Annotated in this window: 18 protein-coding genes and 2 pseudogenes; 14 read left to right on the plus strand and 6 right to left on the minus strand. The window is 60.3% G+C overall.

All coding sequences use genetic code 11. The features are described 5' to 3' along the window. Window positions 1-5: 5 nt before the first annotated feature. The 6 genes from RGCCGE502_RS27110 to RGCCGE502_RS27135 are packed head-to-tail and all read left to right on the plus strand — an operon-like array spanning window position 6 to window position 3985. Window positions 6-416 (plus strand): type IV pilus modification PilV family protein, encoded by a 411-nt coding sequence (locus RGCCGE502_RS27110; RefSeq protein ID WP_016557409.1) that lies wholly within the window; start codon window positions 6-8, stop codon window positions 414-416. After that, window positions 413-1054, plus strand: a complete 642-nt coding sequence (locus tag RGCCGE502_RS27115; protein ID WP_016557410.1) for a hypothetical protein — start codon at window positions 413-415, stop codon at window positions 1052-1054. The genes RGCCGE502_RS27110 and RGCCGE502_RS27115 overlap by 4 nt, the downstream gene beginning before the upstream one ends. Beyond that, window positions 1044-1916 carry a type II secretion system minor pseudopilin gene (locus tag RGCCGE502_RS27120; protein ID WP_016557411.1) on the plus strand — a complete coding sequence of 291 codons (873 nt, stop codon included), beginning with the start codon at window positions 1044-1046 and terminating at the stop codon, window positions 1914-1916. Before RGCCGE502_RS27115 ends, RGCCGE502_RS27120 begins: the two co-directional genes overlap by 11 nt. Before the next feature lie 16 nt (window positions 1917-1932). Further along, entirely contained in the window at window positions 1933-2982 is a 1050-nt protein-coding gene (locus tag RGCCGE502_RS27125) for a PilN domain-containing protein (protein WP_016557412.1), read from the plus strand. Then, the gene (gspM, locus tag RGCCGE502_RS27130; protein ID WP_016557413.1) at window positions 2979-3539 is read left to right on the plus strand and encodes a type II secretion system protein GspM; all 561 of its coding nucleotides are present in this window, start codon (window positions 2979-2981) and stop codon (window positions 3537-3539) included. Before RGCCGE502_RS27125 ends, gspM begins: the two co-directional genes overlap by 4 nt. Continuing rightward, entirely contained in the window at window positions 3536-3985 is a 450-nt protein-coding gene (locus RGCCGE502_RS27135) for a hypothetical protein (protein ID WP_016557414.1), read from the plus strand. The genes gspM and RGCCGE502_RS27135 overlap by 4 nt, the downstream gene beginning before the upstream one ends. Before the next feature lie 6 nt (window positions 3986-3991). On the opposite strand, the gene RGCCGE502_RS27140 is transcribed toward RGCCGE502_RS27135, so the two are convergent. Further along, complete coding sequence (locus RGCCGE502_RS27140) at window positions 3992-5686, minus strand: GspE/PulE family protein (protein WP_016557415.1); 1695 nt, start codon at window positions 5684-5686, stop codon at window positions 3992-3994. A gap of 300 nt (window positions 5687-5986) precedes the next feature. Here RGCCGE502_RS27140 and gspD point away from each other — a divergent pair, with 300 nt between their 5' ends. Beyond that, complete coding sequence (gene gspD / locus RGCCGE502_RS27145) at window positions 5987-8020, plus strand: type II secretion system secretin GspD (protein ID WP_016557416.1); 2034 nt, start codon at window positions 5987-5989, stop codon at window positions 8018-8020. Further along, window positions 8020-8604 (plus strand): prepilin peptidase, encoded by a 585-nt coding sequence (locus RGCCGE502_RS27150; protein WP_244441798.1) that lies wholly within the window; start codon window positions 8020-8022, stop codon window positions 8602-8604. The genes gspD and RGCCGE502_RS27150 overlap by 1 nt, the downstream gene beginning before the upstream one ends. A gap of 9 nt (window positions 8605-8613) precedes the next feature. Here RGCCGE502_RS27150 and RGCCGE502_RS27155 read toward each other — a convergent pair. Together RGCCGE502_RS27155 and RGCCGE502_RS27160 are read right to left on the minus strand one after the other, a co-directional pair. Continuing rightward, window positions 8614-9550 (minus strand): annotated as a pseudogene (locus RGCCGE502_RS27155) (LacI family DNA-binding transcriptional regulator). A gap of 374 nt (window positions 9551-9924) precedes the next feature. Beyond that, the gene (locus RGCCGE502_RS27160; RefSeq protein ID WP_244441799.1) at window positions 9925-10407 is read right to left on the minus strand and encodes a hypothetical protein; all 483 of its coding nucleotides are present in this window, start codon (window positions 10405-10407) and stop codon (window positions 9925-9927) included. Window positions 10408-10750: 343 nt separating this feature from the next. Here RGCCGE502_RS27160 and RGCCGE502_RS27165 point away from each other — a divergent pair, with 343 nt between their 5' ends. The 6 genes from RGCCGE502_RS27165 (at window position 10751) to RGCCGE502_RS27190 (ending at window position 22232) form a co-directional block, all read left to right on the plus strand. After that, entirely contained in the window at window positions 10751-16063 is a 5313-nt protein-coding gene (locus RGCCGE502_RS27165) for a DUF4082 domain-containing protein (RefSeq protein WP_016557420.1), read from the plus strand. 21 nt (window positions 16064-16084) lie between these two features. Beyond that, the gene (locus RGCCGE502_RS27170) at window positions 16085-17308 is read left to right on the plus strand and encodes a GTP-binding protein (RefSeq protein ID WP_016557421.1); all 1224 of its coding nucleotides are present in this window, start codon (window positions 16085-16087) and stop codon (window positions 17306-17308) included. Window positions 17309-17334: 26 nt separating this feature from the next. Then, window positions 17335-17637, plus strand: a complete 303-nt coding sequence (locus tag RGCCGE502_RS27175) for a hypothetical protein (RefSeq protein ID WP_016557422.1) — start codon at window positions 17335-17337, stop codon at window positions 17635-17637. A 30-nt stretch (window positions 17638-17667) separates the two neighbouring features. Then, on the plus strand, window positions 17668-19812 hold the full coding sequence (locus RGCCGE502_RS27180) for a peptidase domain-containing ABC transporter (protein WP_016557423.1): 2145 nt from the start codon (window positions 17668-17670) through the stop codon (window positions 19810-19812). Then, window positions 19809-21215 carry an HlyD family type I secretion periplasmic adaptor subunit gene (locus tag RGCCGE502_RS27185; RefSeq protein ID WP_016557424.1) on the plus strand — a complete coding sequence of 469 codons (1407 nt, stop codon included), beginning with the start codon at window positions 19809-19811 and terminating at the stop codon, window positions 21213-21215. The genes RGCCGE502_RS27180 and RGCCGE502_RS27185 overlap by 4 nt, the downstream gene beginning before the upstream one ends. Window positions 21216-21350: 135 nt before the next feature. Then, complete coding sequence (locus RGCCGE502_RS27190) at window positions 21351-22232, plus strand: PaaX family transcriptional regulator C-terminal domain-containing protein (RefSeq protein WP_016557425.1); 882 nt, start codon at window positions 21351-21353, stop codon at window positions 22230-22232. A gap of 521 nt (window positions 22233-22753) precedes the next feature. On the opposite strand, the gene RGCCGE502_RS39400 is transcribed toward RGCCGE502_RS27190, so the two are convergent. The 3 genes and pseudogenes from RGCCGE502_RS39400 to RGCCGE502_RS27200 form a co-directional block, all read right to left on the minus strand. Beyond that, window positions 22754-22906, minus strand: coding sequence for a hypothetical protein (locus tag RGCCGE502_RS39400; RefSeq protein ID WP_500690641.1), 153 nt, complete (start codon window positions 22904-22906; stop codon window positions 22754-22756). A gap of 119 nt (window positions 22907-23025) precedes the next feature. Then, window positions 23026-24183 (minus strand): annotated as a pseudogene (locus tag RGCCGE502_RS27195) (HlyD family type I secretion periplasmic adaptor subunit); the annotation flags it as partial. A gap of 73 nt (window positions 24184-24256) precedes the next feature. Next, window positions 24257-25006, minus strand: a 750-nt coding sequence (locus tag RGCCGE502_RS27200) for a M10 family metallopeptidase C-terminal domain-containing protein (RefSeq protein WP_016557427.1), incomplete at its 5' end; no start/stop codon positions are given.

Below are 25006 nucleotides of genomic sequence, written 5' to 3' on the forward strand. Positions count from 1 at the left end.
CGGCAATGTGTGCACCCCTTACGCAGAACGTTTCGAAAATCCGCGATCGGCGCGATCAGGGATTAACGCTGCTTGAGGTCCTGGTCGCCGTAGCCATCCTCGCAGCCTTGCTCTACGTGGTGCCACGCAGCCTCGTCTCGGCGCGCACCTCGATCGTTCAGTCCCGGGCCTGGCTCGAGGCACGGATGGTCGCCGAAGAAGTCCTTGCCGAAGAACTGCAGGGCAAGACCGTTCGCACCGGCACGTTTGGCGGCGTGAGCCATGGTCGCCGGTGGCGCGCCGTCATCACGCCGTCTCCCGAGGCCGCCGGGCACGGACCGGAGGGACAGACACTGCTCGAAGCAAGGCTCTCCGTCGACGTATCGTCCTCGCGTCGGCTGGCCGTCGATCGACTGTTGGTCGGAGTGGCTGAATGAGAAAAGGGCGCAAGAGCGGAGACGGTGGCTTTGCCATGCTGGAGGCCTTGGTTGTCCTCCTGCTCAGCACCCTTATCTTTCAGGCGCTCCTTTTGTCGGCCTATCTCGTGACCCGCTCTTCGGCGGCGGCCAGCCGGGACGCGGGAAGCGTCGAACGTCTTGCGACCGGGCTCACCGCCTTGCGACGCGACCTGTCAGAGGTCGCGGCAATCAAAACGAGCGAGCGGCCCGGCGCGCCACTGCTGTTTTATGGCGGTGAAAGAGCCATCGGCCTCGCGACCGGCTCCACGGATCAACTGGTCTGGATTTCGGCCAGATCTGGCGATCTCGTCCGGTCTGCAATCGCCAGGCTTCCCTCGGCGACCGGCTTCGAGAAGGTGAGCGCCGCTCCACCGACAGCGTTGTTGCAGGGAGCCTGGGACTATCGCTTCTCCTTTGCGCAAAACACCGGGAAAGGCATTGTGTGGAGCAGTTCGTGGTTCGATCGCCCAAGGCTTCCCGATATCATTCGCCTACAGATATGGAGCAAGTCAGATGCACGACGCGCGCCTTTGACGCTCGTGGTCTCGCCACATGTCGATCCACCGCGCCTGTGCCCGGAAGGCGCGAGCTGCGAAGGAGGCGCCAATGCGACGTGACGGCGGATATGTCACGCTGGCAACCCTCGTGGTCTGCGGCTTGCTCGCTGGGATCGTATCGACGCTGGTGCTGTCGGCGCAGCCGACCCTGGTTCTTACGCGCCTTGGAGTAGACGATCTCGTAACTGAGAACTTGCTCGACAGCGGCGCAACGGCATCCGCCTACCTTCTGTTCACGGAAGACAAGGACGCTTCATTTGTCGATGGCCGCATCATCCGTCTGCCGACGGGCACCGTCACCTTGCAGGTTGCTGCAGAAGCTGGACGGCTCGATCTCAATGCATCGCCGCCCGACCTTCTGAAAGGACTTTTCAAGGCAGTGGATGGCCAGTCACTTTCCCCCGACGCGTTCGCGGCGCGGGTCATTGACTGGCGCGACGGAGACAATGAGCGGACGCCTGAAGGCGCAGAGCGCTCCGACTATAGGGGATACGGTACCAGTGGCCTGCCTACGAACGCAAAATTCCAGTCTGTGGGCGAGTTGCGCTTCCTCAGGGGACTGAGCGAGAATGATTACATGAGAGTCGAGTCGTTTCTCACGGTGCACAATCGGAGTGGCATGCTTTATCCGGCGTCCGCGTCCCGGAAGGCGCTGCTTGCGATCCCTGACATGAGCGAGGCGGATGCCACGACACTTGCAGACCTGCGCGGCGACAAAGACAGTGACGAGCGGCAAGCCTTGGTAAAGAAATACGAAGGCTTTCTCACGGACGAAAGGCCGACCGTCTATCGTGTGAAGCTTGTTGCGCACAGCAAAAGCGGCCGTATCGGAACCGCCGAGATGGTCGTGGGCGACGCAAATGACAGCCCCAAAGGCTATGTTGTCTACGCGTGGGCGCTCACCGGATCCGTGGGTCGCTGATGGTGAGGTGTATTCAATGACCGGGATGACCAGATCGATCAAGCGAAGCTTTTCAGCCTTGCTGGGCGAGATGGTTTCCTGGCAGGCCGCAGCGAACCTCCCCCGCCGCAATCGTGGAACATTCCTTGTTGTCGAGGAGCCGGCAAAGCTCGTCTGCTACCGTGTCTCCAGAGCGGGGCCGATCTACAAGGCCGAGGGACCCCGTGACAACCTCACCTGGCTCAGCAACGTCGTTGGAACACAGCCAGTCGAACTGCGACTTGGCGCGGATCGTCCTGTCGTGCGATCACTTAAGCTGCCGGCAGCAAGCAAACATCATGTCGATGCGATCATCCGTCATCAGCTCGAACAGCTTCTTCCATGGCCCGCGGACAAAATGACGTTCGACTACGAGCTTGAAAACAGCGAACCGTCAGACACCCCCGATCAATTGTGTGTCCGCGTCGTCGCGGTGTCTCTTGCCGCAATGCGGGCGGCAATCGATCCCCTTGACGCTGCCGGGGTCAAGGCCGTTGTTGTCGGACTGGCGGCCGATCCGTTCGCGAAATTGAGTACAATCAATTTGTTGCCAGGCGCGAAGGCGGCGCTTGCAGGGAGGCGTTCGCGCCTCGCTCTTTCGTCCCTGTGCGTCTTGGCAAGCATTGGAGTGGCGATCCTTGCAGCTGGCGGCTGGCAACTCCACCAGGCAATCCAGGAGAAAAAGCGGATCGAAGCCTCCCTCACCAATCTTCGCGGCACGATCGACAAAGCGCGTCAGAAGGCTGAACAGGCGGAGAGTTCCAGCGCCAAGCTGGCGCGGAAATGGGATGCAGCTTCCATGGTCGTCCTGATGGATGAACTCTCCAAAATCATTCCGGAGACGACCTATCTCACCACGCTCGATGTCTCGGATCGAAACGTTCGGATCGCGGGGTTTTCCGCCAATGCCGGGCGGCTGATTGGCATCATCGAGGGTTCCGAGATGCTCGAAGCCGCAAATTTCTCGGCCCCGGTCGTCCGCGATGGCGACAACGGCAAGGAGCGGTTCGAAATCCTTGCCCATCTTGCGGGAGCGAAAACACAATGAACAGCAAACGGAATGCCGCAAAAAACGTCAAAATAGCAGCGGTCGCGGTGCTCGTTGGCCTGCTGTTCGTCCCCGCTGCGGTTGCGGCATGGAGCTTGATGGAAGCACGGGGTCTTTCGCAGGCAAATGCAGAGCAGCAGCTGTCCCTGGAGGCACTGAAGGGGAAGCTCGCAGCACTCGAAGGCAGCACGAACGACGCAGACGGTGATGGTGCCGCAATCTACCTGCCGGGCGACACCCCGGCTGTCGCAGCTGCCGAATTGCAACGCCTGATGACCGATGTGATCGGCGAAACCGGGGCAAAGATCGCCCAGTTTGAATTCGTCGACCCCGGGGAAAACGCATCTGACGATGGCGCAGTCGAGATGCGCGTTCTTTTCGAGACGACCACAGATCCGCTGCAGCAAATTCTCTTTGCTACGGAGAGCAACCCGACAGCTCTGGTCTTCAAATCCATCACGATCGAGAGCGCAGAAACGAGCGTCAACAGCAAAGAGCCGCCTGCACTGCGTGTTTCGGCGTCGGTCGAGGGCTATTGGCGAAGGAGCAAGCTGTGAACGGCCGGCCAGGGTTTGGAATTGTGGCGGGCGTCGCCCTTTTGGCGATGGCGGGCGCCGCTCTGCCCCAATCAGAACCCAGCGCTCCGGCCCCGTGGCTCAGCGGCGTTAGCCTCGAGAAGCTCGAGGCGACGCGACTTCACCCGCTGTTTTCACCGTCAAGGCAGCCCCCGGTCCCCGATGAGCCAGTCGTGGTGGCTGCTCCGGTTGTTGCAAGTGTCTCCGAAGCATCGACATCTGCACCAGAGGTAAAACTCGTTGGGATCATTTCGATCGGCGGAAACCACCAGGCGCTCCTGCAGGACCCCGCAAGCGGTCAGATCCATCGCTTGAAGAGCGGCGACAGGCTTCAGAACTGGGTGGTCTCCATCGTCGACAATCGCACGGTCAAGCTTGAACAGGATGGCCGGCGCCAGGATTATCGGATGTTTGCCCCGTCTCAATAGCGCCGGTCAGACAGTCACGCGCAGGACCTCCTCGATCGACGTGATGCCCTTGCGGTATTTCGCAAAGCCGTCGTCGAGCATCGTGGTCATGCCGGCGCGCACGGCCGCTGCCTGAATGTTCTGCGGATCGACGTCCTCGCGGATGAGGCCGCTCAACTCGGCATCGACGGGCAAGACCTCGAAAATCCCAACGCGTCCACGATAGCCGCTTTCGCCGCAATATGGGCAACCAACAGCTCGGAAACACGTATCCCCTGGGCGCGGAACGAAGCCGCGACGCGCAAGGGCGGAATGCTCAGCGCCCGCGCCATCGGTCGCCGGCGCCCTGCAGCGTTCACAGAGCCTGCGGACAAGCCGCTGAGCAATGACACACCGCAAGGCGGACGCAAGGAGGAAGGTTTCGACCCCAAGATCCATGAGCCGGATGATAGCGTCCGACGCACTGTTGGTGTGCAAGGTCGTCAGCACCAGATGGCCCGTGAGCGCGGCCTGGATTCCGATCGAGGCGGTCTCGCTGTCACGCATCTCGCCGACCATCATGATATCCGGGTCCTGGCGCAGGAAAGAGCGCATCGCGTTCGCGAAGGTCAGATTGATAGATGGCTTCACCTGGGTCTGGCTGACGCCGGCGATCTGATACTCGATCGGGTCCTCGATGGTCATGATCTTGCGCTCGGGACTGTTGAGGCTGGACAGCGCCGCCGTCAGCGTTGTCGTCTTGCCACACCCTGTCGGGCCGGCAACGACGATCAGCCCATGCGGCTCCGCGATCTGGATACTCAAGACCGAGTAATCGCGGGACGCCATACCAAGACGGGAAAGATCAAGTGCTTCAGCACCCTTGACGAGAATTCGGGCGACAAGCGCCTCGCCATGCAAGGTTGGCATCGTCGCCACGCGGAAATCGGCGCGCGTGGTGTTGATCGTGATGCGCGCACGCCCGTCCTGCGGCAGCCGATGCTCGGCGATATTGAGGCCAGCGAGGATCTTGATGCGGGACACGACGCCTCGCGCGATATCGTTCGAGAGCGGCTGCATGGTCCTCAGCATGCCATCCACTCGCATGCGGACACGGACGCCATCCGGTTGCGGCTCGATGTGGATGTCCGTCGCGGACAAATTCAATGCGGTTTCCAGCAACTGGTCGACGGCCCGAACGATGGGGGCGCCGCTCGCGAGATCATGTAGGCGATCAAGATCCTCCTCGGCCGCACGCTGCGCCCGCGCGGCGGTTTGTTCGGTTGGCGCTGAGACTGTTGCCTGATCCCTGGAGAGCAACCGTTCGAAGAGCATCGCCATCTCTTCAAAAGTCGCCACTCTCATCTCCACGCGCTCTCCAAGCGCCGCCACCGCGGCCTCGATCGCCTCCTCGCGTGTCGGGTCGGCGATCACCAATATCTGCCGGCCTTTCTCCAGCGCCGGGAGCGCCCATGCCGCGCGCAAAAACCGCGGCGACAGATCCGCGGTGAGCTCCGGCCGAAACTCTATCTGGTCGACGGCGGCGCGACCGAGCCCGTGAAATCCGCCAATCGCCTCGGCGAGTTGCTCTCCCGACAGAACGCCGGTCTCCCAGATTCCACTGTAGCTCGAGGGGGGCGCCTTGAGCATTCGCTCAAGCGACAGCCTCTCGGATGGCCCGACCAGGTCATCGTTCGTCACGAGATATCGGACAAAGTCCGTCAAAACAGTTGCAGTGGCCATCCGAGTGTCGCCTTGTCTGCTTTGCTTCCCTCTTTCAATTGCTGCAGCGTCCGCCAAGTTGAACGACAAGTCCATGCCGACCTTCGGGTAAGATATCAGCCTCGCACGCGTTGCCTACTGTAAGATGTGCATAGCCGCCATTAGCGATAGTTCCACCCCTGAAAAATGCTAGGTTCGGTGACTGGAAGCTAGAGAATCAGTCGAGGGGAGATGGGACCTAGCAGTGCAATTGGTCGCGCAGGTTTGCTTTTCGGATTGTCTCTCTTGGCCACCGGATGCGTATTGCCCGATCATGGCTCAATGGACAGCCCGAAGTCTATTCTCGGTTCCGTGACCAATGCGGACCTATCTGCTCGTTCGCCGCGCCCTGATGGATCCGCGGCATCGAGCAACGGAACGTCCTCGGGCCCTGTCCAGGCTGTCACCTTTGTGACGCCGGGCGATGGGGTCGTTGACCCGATGCATACAGGGCAAACGCCTGCTTCCGGTGGCGAGGTCAACCTGAATTTTCAGGGCGCAGAGTTGCGTGAGGTGGTTCAGGCAATCCTCGGGGACACGCTTGGCAAGACCTACACGATCGATCCGAAGGTCTCGGGCTCAGTGACACTTTCGACCGCACGCCCGGTCGAAAAGGGCGAACTGCTGTCGATCCTGGAAACACTCTTGAACATGAATGGCGCCGACCTCGTGAAGCGCGGCGACGCCTACCAGGTCGTTGAAGCCGGATCGGCTGTATCTGGACAGACGACGGTCAGAGGAGGTGGACCTGGCTTCGGCATCAGCATCATTCCCGTTCGCTATATTGGCGCACAGACCCTCGCCCGTCTGATCGATGGCTTCGGCGCAAGACCCGGCGCAATCCGCGTTGAAACGACACGCAACCTCCTTGTCGTCGCCGGCAGCGGTCCTGACCGCCAGGCTGCGATCGAGACGGCAGGCGCTTTCGATGTCGACTGGATGAAGGACCAGGCGGTCGCCATTCTACCGCTGCACAATGCGCGCCCCGAGGCGGTCATACCCGAGCTCGAACGCATTTTTGCGGCCAAGGGAAGCGAGAACGGCGCAATCCAGTTCATGCCGATGCCACGGCTTCGCGCAATTCTGGCTGTGTCGCAGAGCCGCACGCTTGCTGAACGGGCGCAAACATGGGTCCGCCGGCTCGACCGGGAGAACCCCGATTTCGGGCAGAGCGTTCACGTCTACCGCGTGAAATACCGGGATGCGACGAAGATTGCCGAGCTGCTGCAAAAGCTGTTCTCCACTGGCGACGACACAGATAGCGAAGAAAAGCCAGGGACGAGCCAAGCTGCGGCTGATGCCGCCGATGCGGGCGACCAGCCAACGGAGGCAAGTGCCGCCCCCGCCGGCGGCGGAACAGACACCGGCGAGATAGATCCTGCGCGCTTCGGCGCGCCGACATCAAACGAACTCGGTGCTGACGCGGTGCGCATTCGTGCTGACGCTTCGAACAATTCGATCGTGATCTACGGTGATCTCGAAATGCGTCAGCGGGTGCTCGGAGCGCTGACCCGGATAGATGTGCCGCAGTTGCAGGTCGCAATCAGCGTGACGATGGCCGAAGTGCGATTGACCGATGACATGCGTTTCGGCGTCCAATATTTCGTCAAGAGTCATCACCTCGGAGCGGGATCCGACAACGGTTCGGTTGGCCTCTTCAACGTGCTAGCCGACAACATCGCGCGCGAAGTGCCCGGTTTCAATTTCGTTCTGGGCTCCGAAAGCAGCCCAGATATCATCATCAGTGCCCTGGACAAGGTCACCGACGTTCAGATCCTGTCGTCGCCATCCCTGGTCGTGCTGGAAAACGAGGTTGCGCGATTCCAGGTCGGCGACCAGATTCCGATCATTACACGCACCGTTACACCGGTTGACGCAGCTGATGCGCCTGTCAGTAACGAGGTGCAATATCGCGATACCGGCATCATAATGAATGTACGCCCACGCATTGCCGAGAACGGTGTCGTGGCGATGCGTATTGAACAGGAGATCTCTTCGTCTTCGTCTCCGGACAGCCTGACGCCGACAATTTCCAACCGGAGCATTTCGAGTTCCGTTTCCGTCGTCGACGGTCAGACCGTGCTGCTCGGCGGCTTGATCAGCGAGCAGGCACAGCGCGCAAAGGATGGTATCCCCGGCCTCAACCGTATGAAGGTCGTCGGCAACCTGTTCGGCAGCAAGAACCGGGCCAATACACGGACCGAGCTTCTGATCCTGATCAGGCCAATGGTCATTCGTGACGGTCGGGATGCGCAAAGCGTTGCCGAGGAGCTGCAGTCGAAAATGTGGGGAATGGGCGGGCGCAAGATCAAATAGTGCAGTGGCGAAAAACCATCGTTACACCTCTTGCAGCAGTGGCGGTCGCGTCATTGGCCGCGCTTGTTGTCGGATTGGCAACGCTGCCATTTCCCCGTGCCCTGCTTGGCGCTGTTCTTGCCGCCCTGATGACGGCCGCTACCATCGAGGACTGGCGGAATTTCAGGGTTCCCAATCCTTTGAATTTCTCATTGGCGGCACTTGGGATTGCCGCATTCCTGCTCGGTATCGATCCGCTGGGTGAGGATGTCACGCGGTCGTTCCTCGATGTTATCACCGATGCTGCGCTCACAGGCGGATCGCTGTTGCTCGTACGGGAAGTTTACCTACGGCTGCGCGGCATCGAGGGGCTTGGCCTGGGTGACGTAAAGCTCGGTGGGGCCGCCGGAGTATGGCTCGGATGGCAGCAATTTGCTCTTGTCGTTTTTCTCGGCACCCTTGCCGCACTTCTCTTTGTTCTGGCCAAAAGCAGGCAGCAAGGACATTGGCCGGCATCGGCTCGCGTCCCCTACGCCTCGTTTCTGGCACCGGCGACCTGGGTCGGATGGTACCTGGTGCAGTGGAGCAATGTCCCTCTCTTCTGAGAGCCGGGGCTAGGCGCCCCTGATCGTGCCCCGCCAAATCAGTTCGGCATGAAGTTTGATCGGTGGCTCCCCATCCTCTGGCTGTGGCCGCGAAAGCCAATTGACCGCAGAGGAAGCGATCGCCGAAACCGGCTGTGCGAAGGTCGTCAGGTTGTAGGAGGACCACGGGCTTGCCCGATATCGTCAAAGCCCGCAATGCACAACTGGCCCGGTATCGAGATCGAGAACTGGTGGCGGGCCGCGTCCATGAAACCACGGGCGAGCAAATTGGTTGCGCAGAAGACGGCGTCCGGGCGTTCGGCGCGCGTCAATATTCGCTGCGCCAAAACTTTTCCTGCTTCGTAGCCCGTTCAGCTATGACGCTCGACAATAACCTCCATCCCGAGCGCCGTTGCCGCAGCCATCAAGCCGTGCTCTCTGGCCATAAGGCTCGGTGTTCCCGCGTTTGAATTTGCGAAGGCGAGCTTCCGGCATCCAGCTCTGACGAACGCCGTCGCCACGCGCCCGGCGGCTTCGTAATCATCGAGGTTGATCCGCAGCGAGCCGGGTTGCTCATCGTCGCGATTTATGAGGACGAGTCGCTGCCCGCTGCGAAGGCACAGCTGCGTGATGGATTTGTCCGGCATGCCCGAGAGAATGATCGAAGCATCCGCGCGGTAGCGTATCGCCTGCCCGAGAGCGCGATCAACGCTGCCGTCGGAGCGATCTGTATTAACGAGCATCGCAACCTTGCCAGCGTTCTGTAGTAACAGTGTCAGTTCGTGCAGCAGTGCAGAACGGTGGGGCGTTGCAACGTCGGAGACGATAAGACAGACGATACCGCTCTCATTCCGCATCAGACCGCGAGCGAGTTCATTCACATGGTAGCCAAGCGCCTCGGCTGCTTCGAGTACGCGCCGGCGCGCCCTGGTGATACGCTGGCGCCTGGCGTGAAGGTCCGCGACACAGCGGATCACGAGACCCCCGCCCTGTCAGCCACTTCCTGGCTGCTCACAAACTCTTTCGCGGACACGGCTCAATCTCCATTTGCAGGATTTTCGCACGCTGCTGCAAAAGCGTGCAAGTATCCTATCCACAGCGTTTCATGAAACTTTTATGAACGCCCCTTGTTCGCGCGGCTATTTGATCGGTGCGCGTTTTTGCACTCGATTGCATCGGGCTAAACACGAGAGTGAACAAATATAGTTCATGCGCCGCGACACGCGCTGATCATCGCATCGTCTTATTGAAGCACCATCCGTCGCCGCATCTGCCGATGGAGGTCTCCTCGCCGCCATTCACTCGCGAGCAGCACGATGACAATCCCCGTCATCTCAAGGATCAAGTTCCGCTTGACGCCCCATAAGCGGCTGCCGATGAATTGGTCGAAATGATAAAAAGATGCTGCTCGAATGACGACGTAGCCCACCACAAGCATCGATCCCGCGAGGGCCAGCCAAATTTGGCGTGGGAGTTTTCTTGCGCTATTGGCAACGCAACCGCGCAAAGGGCGACAACGCCAATGATGAAGTAGAACTGTACCGTTCGACGCTCGTCATACCACCCCTCTGATGCAGCGATCATCCGGCCAATCTCCGTAAAAGCGGACAGGAGGTCGAGTTGCTTGTTTATGCCCAGTATGAAAAACATGATGGCAATCCCACGCCAGATGAAGCCGTCAAATTGCTCGCTCGAGCGCGGCGAAAGGACGGTTACCATCGTCCTGTGGCAGCTCACGCATCCAACAAAATAGAGTGCAACGGTAATCCATCCGCCAATCGTGGGATCACCGATTTCTGGCCTCCAATCGAAGTTATACGGCACTTGGCCCCCCATTTGTGCAACCCGCCTTCATCGCCTTCGCTAGCTGCGGCAACAGGCTTTTAGTTATCTAGTCTCGATCTGTAGCAGCGGCTGAGCAACTTGGAAAAATGAACTATAGACGAGCCTGAAGCGTGCTTCCGGATCACTTCGCGGAGGCAACATGCAAGCATAGAGGCATGTCGGTTTTCTCGACCAATTCCTCGCTAGCTCAGGTCGGGGACTGCCATATCATCCTATCGGCGTAGGTCTGCAACGTCGAGTACCGCTCATTGCTGTCGTACACTTTCGCCGTAAACATGACACGATTGACACCTGCTGCATTTGCGACTGGGGGGTGGATTTCATGCTGAGGATCAACATCAAGAACCGTGACTATCTGAGCGCGTTCGGCGGCACGTCGACCGTTTACAGCGCAGCGGCCACGGGCGGCTCTCTTCTCGCGAATGCAACAGTTGGTTCGTCGGCCGGTGCTCCGCAGATTACTGACCCCAGCGCCGTCGGCTCCGTGAACTCGCTTACGGGATCGCAAACCACTCTGTCTCCTTTGACGAATGATCCAGCCGCGACGCAAATGTCGCCGGCTTCAAGCGCTACCTCCACAAGCGACGCGACCGGTGGAGCCAGCCGGACGCTGACCGCCGATGCGACATCAACGGCAAGCTCCTCCACTACTGATCCAGAGACGACAGCTCAGCCCCGTACCGTATTGTCCCCCGATCCTTCCACGCCGCTTGCCGCGATCTCGCTAGAGTCCTCTCTGTCGGTTGCCTCTGACGTTACGCTGCCGGTCTCAAGCACGACCGATACGTCGAGTATTCCGGTCATGACGTTTTCGGCTGCAATCGTCGGAACCACTGGCGTGGCAACGGCTGACGTGGGAACCACTGAGCAAGATGCGTCCGCCGCGCCAGCGCCGATGACCCTGGCTACGACCGCATCAACAACAACGGTGGTGGCCGTCACTCAGACGGTAGCGGCTACTCCGACCCTAAACAAGATTGCCCTCGAAAACATGAAGCAGGGCAACCCGATCAGCGAATGGGGCATCGACGGCGACGGCGGCGGTACCATCCAGGGCTTTGCGACCGAGATCAGCACCAATATCGGCCAGACCGTTGACTTCAAGATCGCAACGGACTCGACCCACTACCGCATCGACATATATCGTCTCGGCTATTACGGCGGCGACGGCGCGCGCAAGGTTGCCTCGATCGACAAGTCACTGACGACTGCTCAGATCCAGCCGCATCCGATCGTCGATATGTCGCTCGGCCTGATCGATTGCGGCAACTGGTCGGTTTCGGCAAGTTGGGAGATCCCAGGGGACGCAGTATCGGGCGTTTATTTCGCCAGACTGGTCCGCGAGGATGGCGTCGAAGACGCCAGCATTATCCCGTTTGTGGTGCGCGACGATGCCTCAACAAGCGACATCGTCTTCCAGACCTCGGACACGACCTGGCAGGCCTACAATGCATGGGGTGGGGCGAGCCTTTACTACGGACAGGTGCCTGTCGACCCGGCTGATATGATCGGCTACCTGCCTCCCAATTGCAGTTGCGGTCTGACGGCAATCGGCCGCGCATCGGCGATCAGCTACAACCGCCCCATCATCACCAACACCAGCCCCGTTGGCGGCACGCATGACTTCATCTTTGGCGTCGAACATTCGGCGATCCAGTGGTTGGAGCAGAACGGATACGACGTCTCCTATGTGACGGGCGTCGATGCTGCCCGCAATGGCAATCTGCTCCTCAACCACCAGGCTTATCTCTCCGTCGGGCATGACGAATACTGGTCTGCCGAACAACGTGCCAACGTCGAGGCCGCTCGCGACGCCGGGGTCAATCTTGCTTTCTGGAGTGGCAACGAGTGCTACTGGAAGGTGCGATGGGAGAGCAGCATCGACGGCAATGGCCAAGCCTACCGGACGATGGTCTGTTACAAGGAAACATGGGGAACGAGCGTCGATCCGAGCAGTGTCGGTACCGGCACGTGGCGCGATCCACGCTACGCGGACCCCGGACAGGAGCCGGAGAATTCGCTGACCGGAACCATGTTCACCGTCGACAGCTACCGGCTTGATACAATTTCAATCCCCTACGACTATTCGAACCTGCGCTTCTGGAGGAACACCGACGTTGCCAACCTCCAGCCCGGAGAAACATACAATCTCGTTCAGAACCTGCTTGGTTATGAATGGGATTCCGACGTCGAAAATGGGTTCCGACCAGACGGGATGATCAACCTGTCCCTGTCCACAGTGGCAGTGAACACCTATCTTCGGGACTATGGCACTACCATTGGCGATGCCGTCGTAAATCATAGCCTGACGATGTATCGAGCCGCAAGCGGAGCTTTGGTATTCGGCGCGGGTACCGTATTCTGGTCGTGGGGATTGAACGATCAGCATGAAGGACCGGAAACGCCGACAGACCCGAACGTCCAGCAGGCCATGGTCAACATGTTTGCAGACATGGGAATCCAGCCAACGACGCTGGATGCCAGCCTTATCCTCGCGACGCAGTCCACTGACAACGTCAAGCCAACATCAGCGATTACGTCGCCAATCATCGGTGCGAGTTTTGTCGAAGGCCAGCACGTCACGATCACTGGAACGGCCCAGGACTTCGGCGGGGGGATTATCGCCGGTATCGAGGTATCCACTGACGGCGGACAACATTGGTTCAAGGCATCCGGACGCGAGAACTGGAGCTACAATTGGGTCGTCCAGGCGAGCGGCACCTATACGGTCATGTCGCGTGCCGTCGACGACAGCGTCAACGTGGAGACGCCATCATCCGGAAAGCAGGTCACAATTACACTGCCGGATACTACCGGCCTTTGGACACTGGCATCAAAGCCAGCGCTCGAGACCGCGATCGACCGCGACGGTGTCGAACTCGGGATCCGTTTTCAGTCAACCATCGGTGGCTTCGTTGAAGGAATTCGCTTCTACAAGGGATTCTATAACATTGGTGAGCATACGGTCAGTTTGTGGGATGCCAATGGCACGTTGCTCGCCACAGGCGTATCGACGGGCGAGTCCATTTCGGGCTGGCAGACAGTTAACTTCTCCTCGCCAATTCATATCCCCGCAGGGACGACATTCGTCGCCTCCTACCATAGCAACGGCTACTATTCTGTCACCGAGAACTATTTTGGCCCCGGTTCGACATACGCAAATGGCGTGCTGAAGGCAGTCGATGGTGGCGGTGTTTATGCATACGGCGCCAGCAGTACTTTCCCGGGCAATAGCCCTGGCGGGTCGAACTATTGGGTCGATGTTGTGTTTGACGCCGGTCCCAACACGGCACCTTTGGCAACCGACGACGGCGGGTTCACCATCGCACGCAACGGCAGCCTGACACTGTCATTCGCCTCTCTGATAGCAAACGATACTGACGCCAATGGTGACGTACTTACCATTTCCGGGGTTGGCAATGCAGTCAACGGAACGGTTGCGCTGGACATTCAAACGGGCAACGTGATCTTTACACCGAACGCCAATTACATTGGTCCGGCAAGCTTCAGCTACACCCTCTCAGATGGACGAGGTGGCACCGACCAGGGAAGCGTGAGCGTCTCGGTGGAGGAAATTGCTGCCGGCGTTTCGCTGTTTCAGCCAAATGAAGGTCCGACCGGACAAGCCTTTAGCGACCGATCCGCAGTCGAGTTGGGCATGAAGTTCACTTCATCGAGCAGCGGTACGATTACCGGAATTCGTTTCTATAAGGCGGCCGGCGACACTGGGGCGCACACTGGTTCGATCTGGAGCACTGACGGCACGCTGCTGACGACCGTAACATTCACCAACGAGTCTCTCAGCGGTTGGCAGACCGCAAAGTTCGCCAGCCCGATCCAAATTCAGGCCGGAGCGACTTATGTCGCGTCTTATCACACAACCGGAACCTATGTTGCGACCGTCGGCTACTTCAATACCGCACATACCAACGGAGCTCTGACCGGCGTTTCTGCGACTGCAAGCGGCGGCAATGGCGTCTTTTCTTATGGCACCGGCACGACCTTCCCAACATCCAGCTATCAGGCATCCAATTATTGGGTCGACGTCGTATTCAATCAATCGACCGTGAATTCCGTGCCCGTTGCTGCCAATGACAACGGCTACAGCACCTACTCGAACACGGCACTGTCCATCGCATCTGCAGCTCTCCTGGCAAACGACAGCGACGCAGATGGCGATCCGCTGTCGATCACGGGCGTTGCAAACGGTGCGAACGGGACGGTCACATTCGATAGCGTCACAAATACGATTGTGTTCACTCCAACCGCAGGATACGTCGGCGCAGCAAATTTCTCGTACACGATCGCGGACGGCCGGGGCGGAACCGCCTCTGCAACCGTCAGCTTGACAGTTGGTTCACAGCCAAGCGGCACAGGGCTGTTTTCATCGACCGACGCGCCCACCATTGTTACGGGCAATGACCCAGGATCGGTGGAGCTCGGCGTTAAGTTTACCACTTCCGAAAGGGGCGAAATTACTGGCTTGCGCTACTATAAGAGCGCGCAAGACACCGGTATGCACGTCGGTTCGCTATGGACCAGCAGCGGCGTCTTGCTCGCGTCCGCAACGTTCACGAATGAAACAGCAAGTGGCTGGCAAACTGTAACCTTCTCACAGCCTGTCAATATCTCGGCAGGCGTGACATATGTGGCAAGCTATCATTCGAACGGCTTCTATGCGGCCACGCCAAACTATTTCACGACTAGCCACTCAAACGGCACTCTGACCGTATCTTCTACGGGCAACGGCGTTTATGCCTATGGCACAGGCAGCATCTTCCCGAGCGCGACGTACAATTCAACCAACTATTGGGTCGACGTTCTTTATCAAACAGCGACTCAAAACGCTGCCCCCGTCGCTGCCAACGACTCTGGAATTCCGGGTGTTGCAAACACCCAAATGACGATCCTCGCCTCGGCATTGCTCGCCAATGACAGCGATCCCGATGGCGACGCGATATCAGTCACTGGCGTTGGCAATGCGCTGAACGGAACGGTGTCCTTCGACAGCCAGTCGAACATGATCACGTTCACTCCGGCAACCGGACACACCGGTGCTGCCAGCTTCTCGTACACGATCACCGATGCGAAGGGCGCAACGGCCACTGCTCAGGCATCCCTCACCATCTCCGACCAAGGCCCCGAAGAGAACGTCTTTGCCGCAGGCACAACCCCTGCAATCGTCTCGGTCAACGACAACAGCCCCGTCAATCTCGGCATGAAGTTCCAGTCAGATGCGGTTGGCTGGATTACCGGAATTCGCTTCTACAAAAGCGCCGAGAATACCGGTTCTCACACAGGTTACCTCTGGACGGCAAGCGGTACTCTCCTCGCAAGCGCAACCTTCACCAACGAGAGCTCAAGTGGTTGGCAGTCGATCAACCTGGCTCAACAGGTGGCGATCGACGCCAACACCACTTATGTCGTGTCCTACAGCACCAACGGCAATTACTCGGCAACCGGCAACTACTTCAGCAACAGCACGACCAACGGCAATCTCGAGGCCATGTCTTCGGCGCTCAGTGGCGGCAACGGTCTCTACGCATACGGCTCCAGCGGGCTGTTCCCGACAAGCACATTCAACAGCACGAATTATTACGTCGACGTCGCATTCAGGCAGCAACTCGCAGCGTAACGGCGAGTGGGGAGAGTGTACATGACAGGTGGCGACAAGCGCCTCCCAGTATCGGTTTTGGCGGGTTTCCTCGGCGCAGGAAAGACAACCATCCTGAACCATGTCTTGCGTAACCGGGAAGGACGCCGGGTCGCCGTGATCGTCAATGACATGAGCGAGATCAACATCGATGCCGAGCTCGTTCGGAACGGTGGTGCAAACCTGTCGCGCACCAATGAAACCCTAGTGGAACTCACCAATGGATGCATCTGTTGCACCCTTCGTGACGACCTGTTGACCGAGGTCCGCCGGCTCGCCGCCGACGATCGCTTCGATTACCTGTTGATCGAAGGCACCGGCATTGCCGAACCGCTGCCAATTGCGGCTACGTTTTCTTTCCGTGACGAAAATGGCAACGCGCTTTGCGACGTTGCGCGACTGGATACGATGGTCTCAGTGGTCGATGCGGCAAACCTGCTTGCAAATTACTCAAGCGCCGATTTCCTTCGCGACCGAGGCGAGATCCGCGACACCGACGACGAGCGGACATTGGTCGACCTTCTCGTCGAACAAATCGAATTCGCAGATGTCGTGGTGATCAACAAGATCTCCGAAGTGGACGCCGAAACCCGGACGGCCGTTCGCCGGATCGTCGCGGCCCTCAATCCGGATGCGCGTGTCATCGAAACCGACTTCGGTGCGCTTCCCCTGTCGACGATTCTCGATACCGGCCTCTTCAGCGAGGCCAAATCGGCCCGCCACCCATACTGGCACAAGGAACTCTACGGTTGGGGAGATCACGTCCCCGAGACGGAGGAGTACGGGATTTCGAGCTTTGTCTACCGCGCCCGCCGCCCTTTCGATCCCGTCGCGCTTGACGGCGTTCTCGCACAGCAATGGCCGGGCCTCATCCGCGCCAAGGGGCACTTCTGGCTGGCGACACGCCCGAACGAGATCGGCCTTTTGTCCATCGCCGGCACCCAGTGCCGCACAGAAACCAAGGGCTTCTGGTGGGCTAGCGTCTCACGGGCGCACTGGCCGCGTTATCCGCAGTTTCGCCAACTGCTTGACCGCCATTGGGATCCGGTCTTCGGCGATCGCCGCCAGGAACTGGTGTTCATCGGCGCCGGGCTTGACCAGCAAGCGATCAGCGCCGCGCTCGACGACTGCCTTATCGGGGAAGAGACCCACTTTGACCCGGAACTCGGCAGACAGCTTGCCGACCCCTTCCCTGCCTGGCAGCAGGCGCACCATCACCATCCATGAGCACGTTCCAAACGAGGAGACAGACAATGAGCAACGAACTTTATGCCGACGGTATCGGCGAGATCACGGTAACCGGTACGATCGTCCGCATCGACCTGATGTCGCTGTCGGCCACCGAACGGGATGCCAGCAACAATCCGAAACCGATCTTCCGGCAGAGGATCATCATGCCCGTCGATGCGTTCGCGAATGCAGTCGACCTGATGCAGAAGGCATTGGGCGGACTGGTCGAGGCCGGCGCCGTGCGGCGCGTCAACGACCCCAACCAGAAGGCTGAGATCATCCCTCCTTCCGGTGCCTCGGCCAACGCCTCGCCGAATTTCAACTGACTAACATCAACGCCGACAACTGGGTGGGCCATGAGTACGTTTTTGCACACCAATCTCCACTGCCTTGCTCTCGTGGCACGCCACCATGGTGTTGACCTGTCACCCGAGCGCCTGCAACACGATTACGCAGTCAATGACCAACCCGTCGCGCTTCGACAATTGTTGCGCATGGCCAAAGATGCCGGGCTGCGCGCCCGGCATATTAGCCTCAACTGGACTTCGCTTCTTGGGCTCGCCGAAGCCTTTCCTGTGTTAGCGGAGCTCGAGAACGGCAACTGGGTCGTGATTGCCGGGCCTGCAATGGGCGAAGAGGAGCCGATGATCAGGGTCCTCGATCCCCTGGCCGAGCGCCCCGACTTCATTCACCTGAGCGAAGAGCAATTCACCCGATCCTGGCACGGATCCGTGGTGATGATGAAGCGGAACTACGGCCTTAACGATGCCGACCAGCCATTCGGTTTCCGCTGGTTCATTCCCGAAATCATCAAGCAGCGCAGTTTCTTCCGCGACGTTGCGCTCGCCGCCATCGTCCTTTATGGCCTCGGTCTGATGACGCCGATCTTCTTCCAGCTCGTCATCGACAAGGTGCTGGTGCATCAAAGCTATGCGACGTTGACGGTCCTGACGATTGGCATCGCCATTGCCCTTGTCTTCGATGCCGCCTTCAGCTTCCTCCGTCGCTACCTGCTGCTCTATGCCACGAACAGGATCGACATCAGAATTGCAACCCGCACTTTCGGGCATCTTCTCAACTTGCCGATTGCTCTGTTCGAACAGGCGTCAGCTGGGGTCCTTGTCAAGCACATGCAACAGACGGGAAGGATCCGCGAGTTTCTGACGGGTCGCCTGTTTCTGACGCTCCTCGATGGCGTGTCGCTGCTGGTCTTCATTCCGATCCTGCTTCTCTACAGCGTCAAGCTCACCCTGGTCGTCATCGGCTTTGCAGCACTGGTCGGCCTGGTCGTCGCGCTGCTGGTCGGACCCTTCCAACGTCGCCTCCAGGCCCTCTACAAGGCCGAAGGCGACCGGCAGGCACTGCTTGTGGAAACCGTGCACGGGATGCGCACCGTCAAGTCGCTGGCGCTTGAACCCCGCCAGCGCCGTGCCTGGGATGATTATTCCGCGCAATCGATTTCCGTTCGTTTCCGGGTCGACAAGATCTCGACTGTCGCACAATCGATGACCGGGCTCCTCGAAAAGCTGATGAGCGTTGCCATCATCGGGCTCGGCGCCCTCGATGTCTTCAACGGCGCAATGACCATCGGCGCACTGGTGGCATTCAACATGCTCGCCGGCCGCGTGTCTGGCCCGCTTGTCCAGATCGTGACGATGGTGCACGAGTACCAGGAGGTTGCGCTTTCGGTTCGGATGCTCGGCGAGATCATGAACCAGCGCCCGGAACAGGCCGGTCGCGGCCGTGGCATTCGCCCGCACCTCAGGGGCAACATCGAGTTCGACAAGGTGACGTTCCGCTACGGTCCCGATGGCCCCCCTGCGCTCGACGACGTTTCCTTCAATATACCCGCAGGCTCGGTCTTCGGTGTCGTCGGCAAGAGCGGCTCTGGCAAGACGACGATTACCCGGCTGATCCAGGGGCTCTATCAGAACCAGCAGGGCATTGTGCGAATGGATGGCTACGACAGTCGCGAAATCGACCTGGTGCATTTGCGAACGAGCACCGGCGTGGTCCTGCAGGACAACTTCCTTTTCCGTGGCACCGTTCGCGAAAACATCGCGGCGGCAAAGCCCGACGCAAGTATCGAGGAAATCATGGAGGTGGCACGCATTGCCGGCGCCGAAGAGTTCATCGAACGGCTTCCGCGGGGCTTCGACACAATGCTGGAGGAAAACGCCTCGAACCTCTCGGGCGGCCAGAGACAGCGGCTCGCGATCGCTCGAGCTCTGATCACTGATCCGAAGCTCCTGATCCTTGATGAGGCGACAAGCGCGCTCGATCCCGACAGCGAGACGATCATCCGTCAGAACCTCAGCCAGATCGCGGCGGGGCGCACGGTTGTTATTGTTTCGCACCGGCTTTCGACGTTGGTCGACGCCGACTCCATCCTCGTCGTCGAACGCGGCAAGATCGCCGATATCGGCAGGCATGATCAATTGGTGACGCGTTGCATGACGTACCGTCACCTGTGGTCCCAGCAGATGAGGCAGGTAGCATGAACGCGCGCGCCCAAAAACCTGGAGAAAACCTGCCAGTGCCGACAGGCACTCCCGTAACCCAACCAGCCCTCAGGCGTTCCTTGCCGTCGGCCATCGCCGAATTCCAGTCAGATGCAGTCGAACTTGAGGAGCGCGCTCCACCCAGGATCGCGCGCATGACCCTCTATGGCATCACTGCCTTGATCACCGCAGCCATCGTCTGGGCTTCAGTGTCGTCGATCGACGAGGTGGTGGTGGCACCGGGAAAGCTGATAACCACCCAGCCAACCATTGTTGTGCAACCGCTCGAGACCTCGATCATCCGGACGATAAATGTCAGGGCCGGAGAGATCGTGAAGAAGGGTCAGGTGCTGGCGACCTTCGATGCAACCTTCAGTCAGGCGGATGTCGATCAACAGCGCGCTAAATTCATGGCACTTGACGCGCAGGTGAGGCGGCTGGAGGCGGAGCTTGACGGGACAGATTATGCAAAGGCGGCAGGATCCACGCGGGACGAACTTCTGCAGATGCAATTGTTCGACCAGCGTCGCGCCTACCGTGCCGCACAACTTCAAAATTATGATCAGCAGATCGCTGCACAGGCCGCCACCATCGCGTCCAGCCGAAATCAGGAGGCGGTTCTCGAGAACCGACGCGACACGTTGTCCCAGATCGAAGGCGCCCGGGAGCGGCTTTATAACAGGGAGAGCGGATCACTGATCACATTGCTGGGCTCGCGCGACGCGCGCCTGGACGTCGAGACAAGTCTGACCGCCGTGCAGGGCAAGGCTGATGAAGCCGAGCATACCCTCGCCAAGCTCAAGGCCGACAGGCAGGCATTCATCGAGGACTTCCGGCGCGCGGCCATGGAACAACTTGTCGATTTGCGCAGTCAGCGCGACACCGCCTCCGAGGAACTGAAGAAGATGGAACTCCGGCGCGACATGGTGGCGATGACAGCGCCAGCCGATGCAGTCGTGCTCGATCTCGCCGCGCGCTCGGTCGGGTCCGTTGTGCGTGAGGCGGAGCCGATCGTGACGCTGGTTCCGCTCAATGTCCCGCTTGAGGCGGAGGTCTCGGTCAATACCCGCGACATTGGTCGAATCACGGCCGGCAAGGAAGCCCGCATCAAGTTCGATGCCTATCCGTTCCAAAAATTCGGAACCGCATCGGGAACTGTCAGAACCGTGAGCCGCGACGCCTTCACGCCATCCCAGCAGGAGGCCGCGACCCAAACTGCGGCCCCTTACTTCAAGGCGCGCATTCCGCTGGCGGATCCAAGACTGAAAGGGTCGGACGAGCCCGTCCGTCTGCTTCCAGGCATGACCGTGTCAGCCGAGATCATGGTAGGGCGCCGCACGGTGATCTCCTACTTCCTGTATCCAATCCTGCGCGGGCTCGACAGCGCAATCCGTGAGCCGTGATAAACGCCTGCCGGGAAAATGTGAAAAAACGATCAGTCTTGATAGGCGCTTTCCATTTGCACCCTCGTCCATCAACGAGGGTGCAAACGGCCGTCGTAATATGATAGTCGCACAGCCTTCAACAGGGAGTAGCCGGTGGCGGTAGCGACGAATTCGGCACATGCAGAAGCAAACAGGCTGATAAGGCGGATTATCGGGGAAACCCCGCTGAAGGCAGCCGGTTTTATCGTGACGATCTATGGCGATGTCGTAGAGCCGCGAGGCGGCATTGCCTGGATCGGAAACCTGATCGAGACCTGCGCAGGCGTTGGCATCAGCGAGACGCTCGTTCGCACTGCCGTCTCCCGCCTCGTTGCTGCCGGTCAACTGTCTGGGGAACGGGAAGGACGGCGCAGCTACTACCGCCTGTCAGAGCCGGCCCGCAGCGAATTCTCGGCTGCCGCACGCGTTCTATTCGGCGCTCCCGAGGATGAAGGATGGCAGTTTGTGCACGTAAGTGGACCCGCCGTCGAAGACGCGATGCAAGTCCTCACGCGCGCCGGGCACGCGCGTCTCAGCAACCGCTTGGCCGTCGGCCCTGCAAATGGGATGGCGACAGCAGTTCCTGGCCTGGTATTCCGGGCAGACGCGCCGCTCGACCCAAAGGCGCTAAGGGATTTCGCATCGGAGTATTGGGATCTGACGGCACACGCAGAAGCCTACGACCAGTTCCTGGCGCAGTTTGATGGCCTCTCCGCTCTCATCTTACCGCCAGCCACGGCGTTGACGATGCGCTTGCTCCTCGTCCATCGCTTCCGGACCGTTCACCTTCACGATCCGAGATTGCCTGCTTCCGCACTCCCGGATAACTGGCCGGGTAGCGCGGCGCGGCGGTTGTTCTCCGGGCTTTACCGGCACCTTTCCACCAAGGCCGACGCCTTTGTCGCCGATACGTTCATCACAGCGTCCGGCTCATTGCCGGCTTCGACCGAGGGGACGGACATTCGACTAGAGATGCTGGAAGAGCGCGATCTGTAAGCCTCCGGGGCCTCGAACGCGCCAGCGCCGCCACGGTTGCTCCATGGCCGCGCTGGTGCCGCGAAACGCGGGCTCTCGAAATTGGGAAGCTGCGCGGCAAAGCCTGAAATCGACAGAACCGTGTAGTAGCGATTAGTGATTTAGCAACGGACCGGCGAGTGGTGTTATTAGGGGACCGATAATCCGATGAGATAGTAGGACCAGATCCGCTGTCGGGCCCGATGGCGCCTTCCGCGCAGCGGCAAGCGCTACATCTCAAACATCATGATTGTGGAGCGGGCAAGTGAACTGGCCGCCCTTCCGGCCGATGTTCTGTTAACGAGGCTACATAGCTTCAGGGAAAATCACTTTTTCACAGGGACCTATGTCGGTCCCGGCCGTGGCGACATCCAGGATAGATTCGAACAGAACCCGGCAAAGATATTCGGGACGGGCGCGACACCGCGGCTGTCGACGTCCAGTCAAGGCGCCGATGTTCCTCGACGCGGATGGAACCCTGATGCCGAGTACGACAAGCGGCCCTATTCCTCCCTGAATGCCTTCATCATCTGGTCGGTGAATGGTTTGAGGAGGTATGAGAGGGCGGTTCGCTCGGCGGTCTGGACGAAGACTTCGACGGGCATTCCGGGGATGAGCTTGTTGTCCTTGAGGAGGTTCTGGTCGTTAAGCGACAGGGAGGCGAGGTAGTAGGGCTGGCCGGTGGCGCGGTCGAGGGTGGTTGCGGCGGCGACGACGTCGACGTGGTTGCGGCGGCGACGACGTCGACGGTGCCGTGGAGTTCCGGGGTGGTGCGCTGGTTGAAGGCGGTGAAGCGCATGCGGGCCGGCTGGCCGGGCGAGACGCGGTCGATGTCGACGGGGGGAATGCGGACCTCGACGCTGAGGTGCTCGCTTTTCGGGACGACCGACATGACGGTGGCGCCCGGCGCGATGATGCCGCCGATGGTGTGGACCTGCAGGTCATAGACGAAGCCGTCGACGGGGGCGCGCACCTCCATGCGGGTGAGGCGGTCGCGGGCGGCGATCTCGCGCTCGTTGAGCTCGGCGATCTTGGCGAGCAGGTTGACGATCTCGGTCTGCGCCTCCTTGCGGGTGGTCTGGTCGATGGAGATGAGCTTCATGTTGAGCTCGCTGATCTCGCCCTCGGCCTCGGCGACCTTGGCGATCAGCTCGCCGCGGCTGCCCTCGATGCGGGCGCGCTGGCGCAGCAGGTCGCGCTTCTGCGAGATCGGCACCAGCTGGCTTGCGAGCAGCTTCTCGGTCTTGGCGAGCTCCTGCTCGACGATCTCGGCCTCGCTGTCGTTGGAGCGGCTCTGCGCCTTGAAGCCGCGCACCTGTTCGTCGAGCTGGACGATCTGCAGGCGCAGCTGTTCCTTCTGGTTGGCGACCATGCGGCGGTTGGCCTCAAACAGCCTGGTCTCGCCTGATATCACCGAGGCGGACAGGTCGAGCGCCGCAAAGCCGACGGTTTCTGCCTCGTCGCGCTCGGCCACCAGCCTGGCATGGGCGGCGGTCAGCTGCTGCAGCTGCGCCCTGACGATCGACAGTTCGACGCGGGTCTGGGTGTCGTCGAGGACGATGAGGACGTCGCCCTTCCTGACGACGGTGCCGTTGTCGACGCGGATGGCGGCGATGATGCCGCCGTCGCGGTGCTGGATGGTCTTGACCTGCTCGGAGACAACCACCTGGCCATGGGTGATGACGGCGCCCGACAGCTTCGCCTGGGCGGCCCAGCCGCCGATGCCGAAGACCAGCACGCCTGCCAGTGCCGAGGAGGCGATAATGCGCGAGGTGATGCCGAACTGCCGGGCGTTCTGCCTGGCCTTGTCGCTGCCGGTCTTGTCGGTGCCGGCCTTGTCGCTGCCGGTTTTGTCGCTGGTGGTGGTGATCATCGCGGTGTTCCCCTGGAGCCTTGCTGGCCTTGTTGTCCTGTCGTCGTGGTCTGCTGGCATTGTCTTTCTGGCATTGTCGGGAGAGGCCGGCCTCCCGGGGGAGAGGCCGATGGCCTATCCCCCGGGACAGGCGTCACGCCTGTCCCATCGTCTGGCTGTCGACCGTGACCTGGCCGGGCTCGATGGCGGCGAGGATGAAGTCCTCAGCGGTCAGCTCGTGATGGCCGCGCAGCAGGATCTGCAGGTCGTCGTCATGGTCGAGGTCGACGATGGTGCGCACGACGGTGCGGGTGTCGTCGCCGAGCGCCTCGTAGATGAAGGTGACCGAGCCGATCTGCGGCGTGTCGCCGTCGATCTGCAGGCCGGCGAAGGTCAGCGTGCCGTACTGGCCAAGCGCGGAGAGATCGATGCGGTCGCCGACGCCGAAGTCGAGGATCTCGTCATGGCCGGCGCCGTCGTTCTGAAGGCTGGCGACCGACTGGAAGACGAAGACGTCGTCGCCGTCGCCGCCAACCAGCACGTTGACCCTGGCCGAGGCGATGATCGTGTCGTCGCCGGAGCCGCAGCTGGCATTCTCGACGTCGAGGAGTGCGTCGTCGCCGATCTCCGCACCGGAAGCCTCGCCGCGCTCGAGATCGATGACGACACCGAGCACGGTGGCCGAGGCATCGTAGCAGTCGCTGCCGCTGCCGCCGTCCATCCGGTCGTCGCCGTCATCACCGCCGTTGCCGCTGCGGGCGAGCACGATGAAGACGTCGTCGCCGCTGCCGCCGTCGAGCCGGTCGTCACCGTCGCCGCCGACCAGGTGGTCGTCGCCACTGCGCCCGGCCACCTGATCGTCGCCACCCCCGCCATAAAGGATGTCGGTGCCGCTGCCGCCGGA

It is taken from the genome of Rhizobium grahamii CCGE 502 (assembly GCF_000298315.2).
Taxonomy (GTDB): Bacteria; Pseudomonadota; Alphaproteobacteria; order Rhizobiales; family Rhizobiaceae; genus Rhizobium; species Rhizobium grahamii.

Excerpts from the sequence above, each read along its gene's own strand:
- RGCCGE502_RS27170 (WP_016557421.1), top strand. The coding sequence starts at position 16,085 with ATGACAGGTGGCGACAAGCGCCTCCCAGTATCGGTTTTGGCGGGTTTC.
- RGCCGE502_RS27115 (WP_016557410.1), top strand. The coding sequence starts at position 413 with ATGAGAAAAGGGCGCAAGAGCGGAGACGGTGGCTTTGCCATGCTGGAG.
- RGCCGE502_RS27175 (WP_016557422.1), top strand. The coding sequence starts at position 17,335 with ATGAGCAACGAACTTTATGCCGACGGTATCGGCGAGATCACGGTAACC.
- RGCCGE502_RS27180 (WP_016557423.1), top strand. The coding sequence starts at position 17,668 with ATGAGTACGTTTTTGCACACCAATCTCCACTGCCTTGCTCTCGTGGCA.
- gspM (WP_016557413.1), top strand. The coding sequence starts at position 2,979 with ATGAACAGCAAACGGAATGCCGCAAAAAACGTCAAAATAGCAGCGGTC.
- RGCCGE502_RS27125 (WP_016557412.1), top strand. The coding sequence starts at position 1,933 with ATGACCGGGATGACCAGATCGATCAAGCGAAGCTTTTCAGCCTTGCTG.
- RGCCGE502_RS27140 (WP_016557415.1), bottom strand. The coding sequence starts at position 5,686 with ATGGCCACTGCAACTGTTTTGACGGACTTTGTCCGATATCTCGTGACG.
- RGCCGE502_RS27165 (WP_016557420.1), top strand. The coding sequence starts at position 10,751 with ATGCTGAGGATCAACATCAAGAACCGTGACTATCTGAGCGCGTTCGGC.
- RGCCGE502_RS27120 (WP_016557411.1), top strand. The coding sequence starts at position 1,044 with ATGCGACGTGACGGCGGATATGTCACGCTGGCAACCCTCGTGGTCTGC.
- RGCCGE502_RS27185 (WP_016557424.1), top strand. The coding sequence starts at position 19,809 with ATGAACGCGCGCGCCCAAAAACCTGGAGAAAACCTGCCAGTGCCGACA.
- gspD (WP_016557416.1), top strand. The coding sequence starts at position 5,987 with ATGGACAGCCCGAAGTCTATTCTCGGTTCCGTGACCAATGCGGACCTA.
- RGCCGE502_RS27110 (WP_016557409.1), top strand. The coding sequence starts at position 6 with ATGTGTGCACCCCTTACGCAGAACGTTTCGAAAATCCGCGATCGGCGC.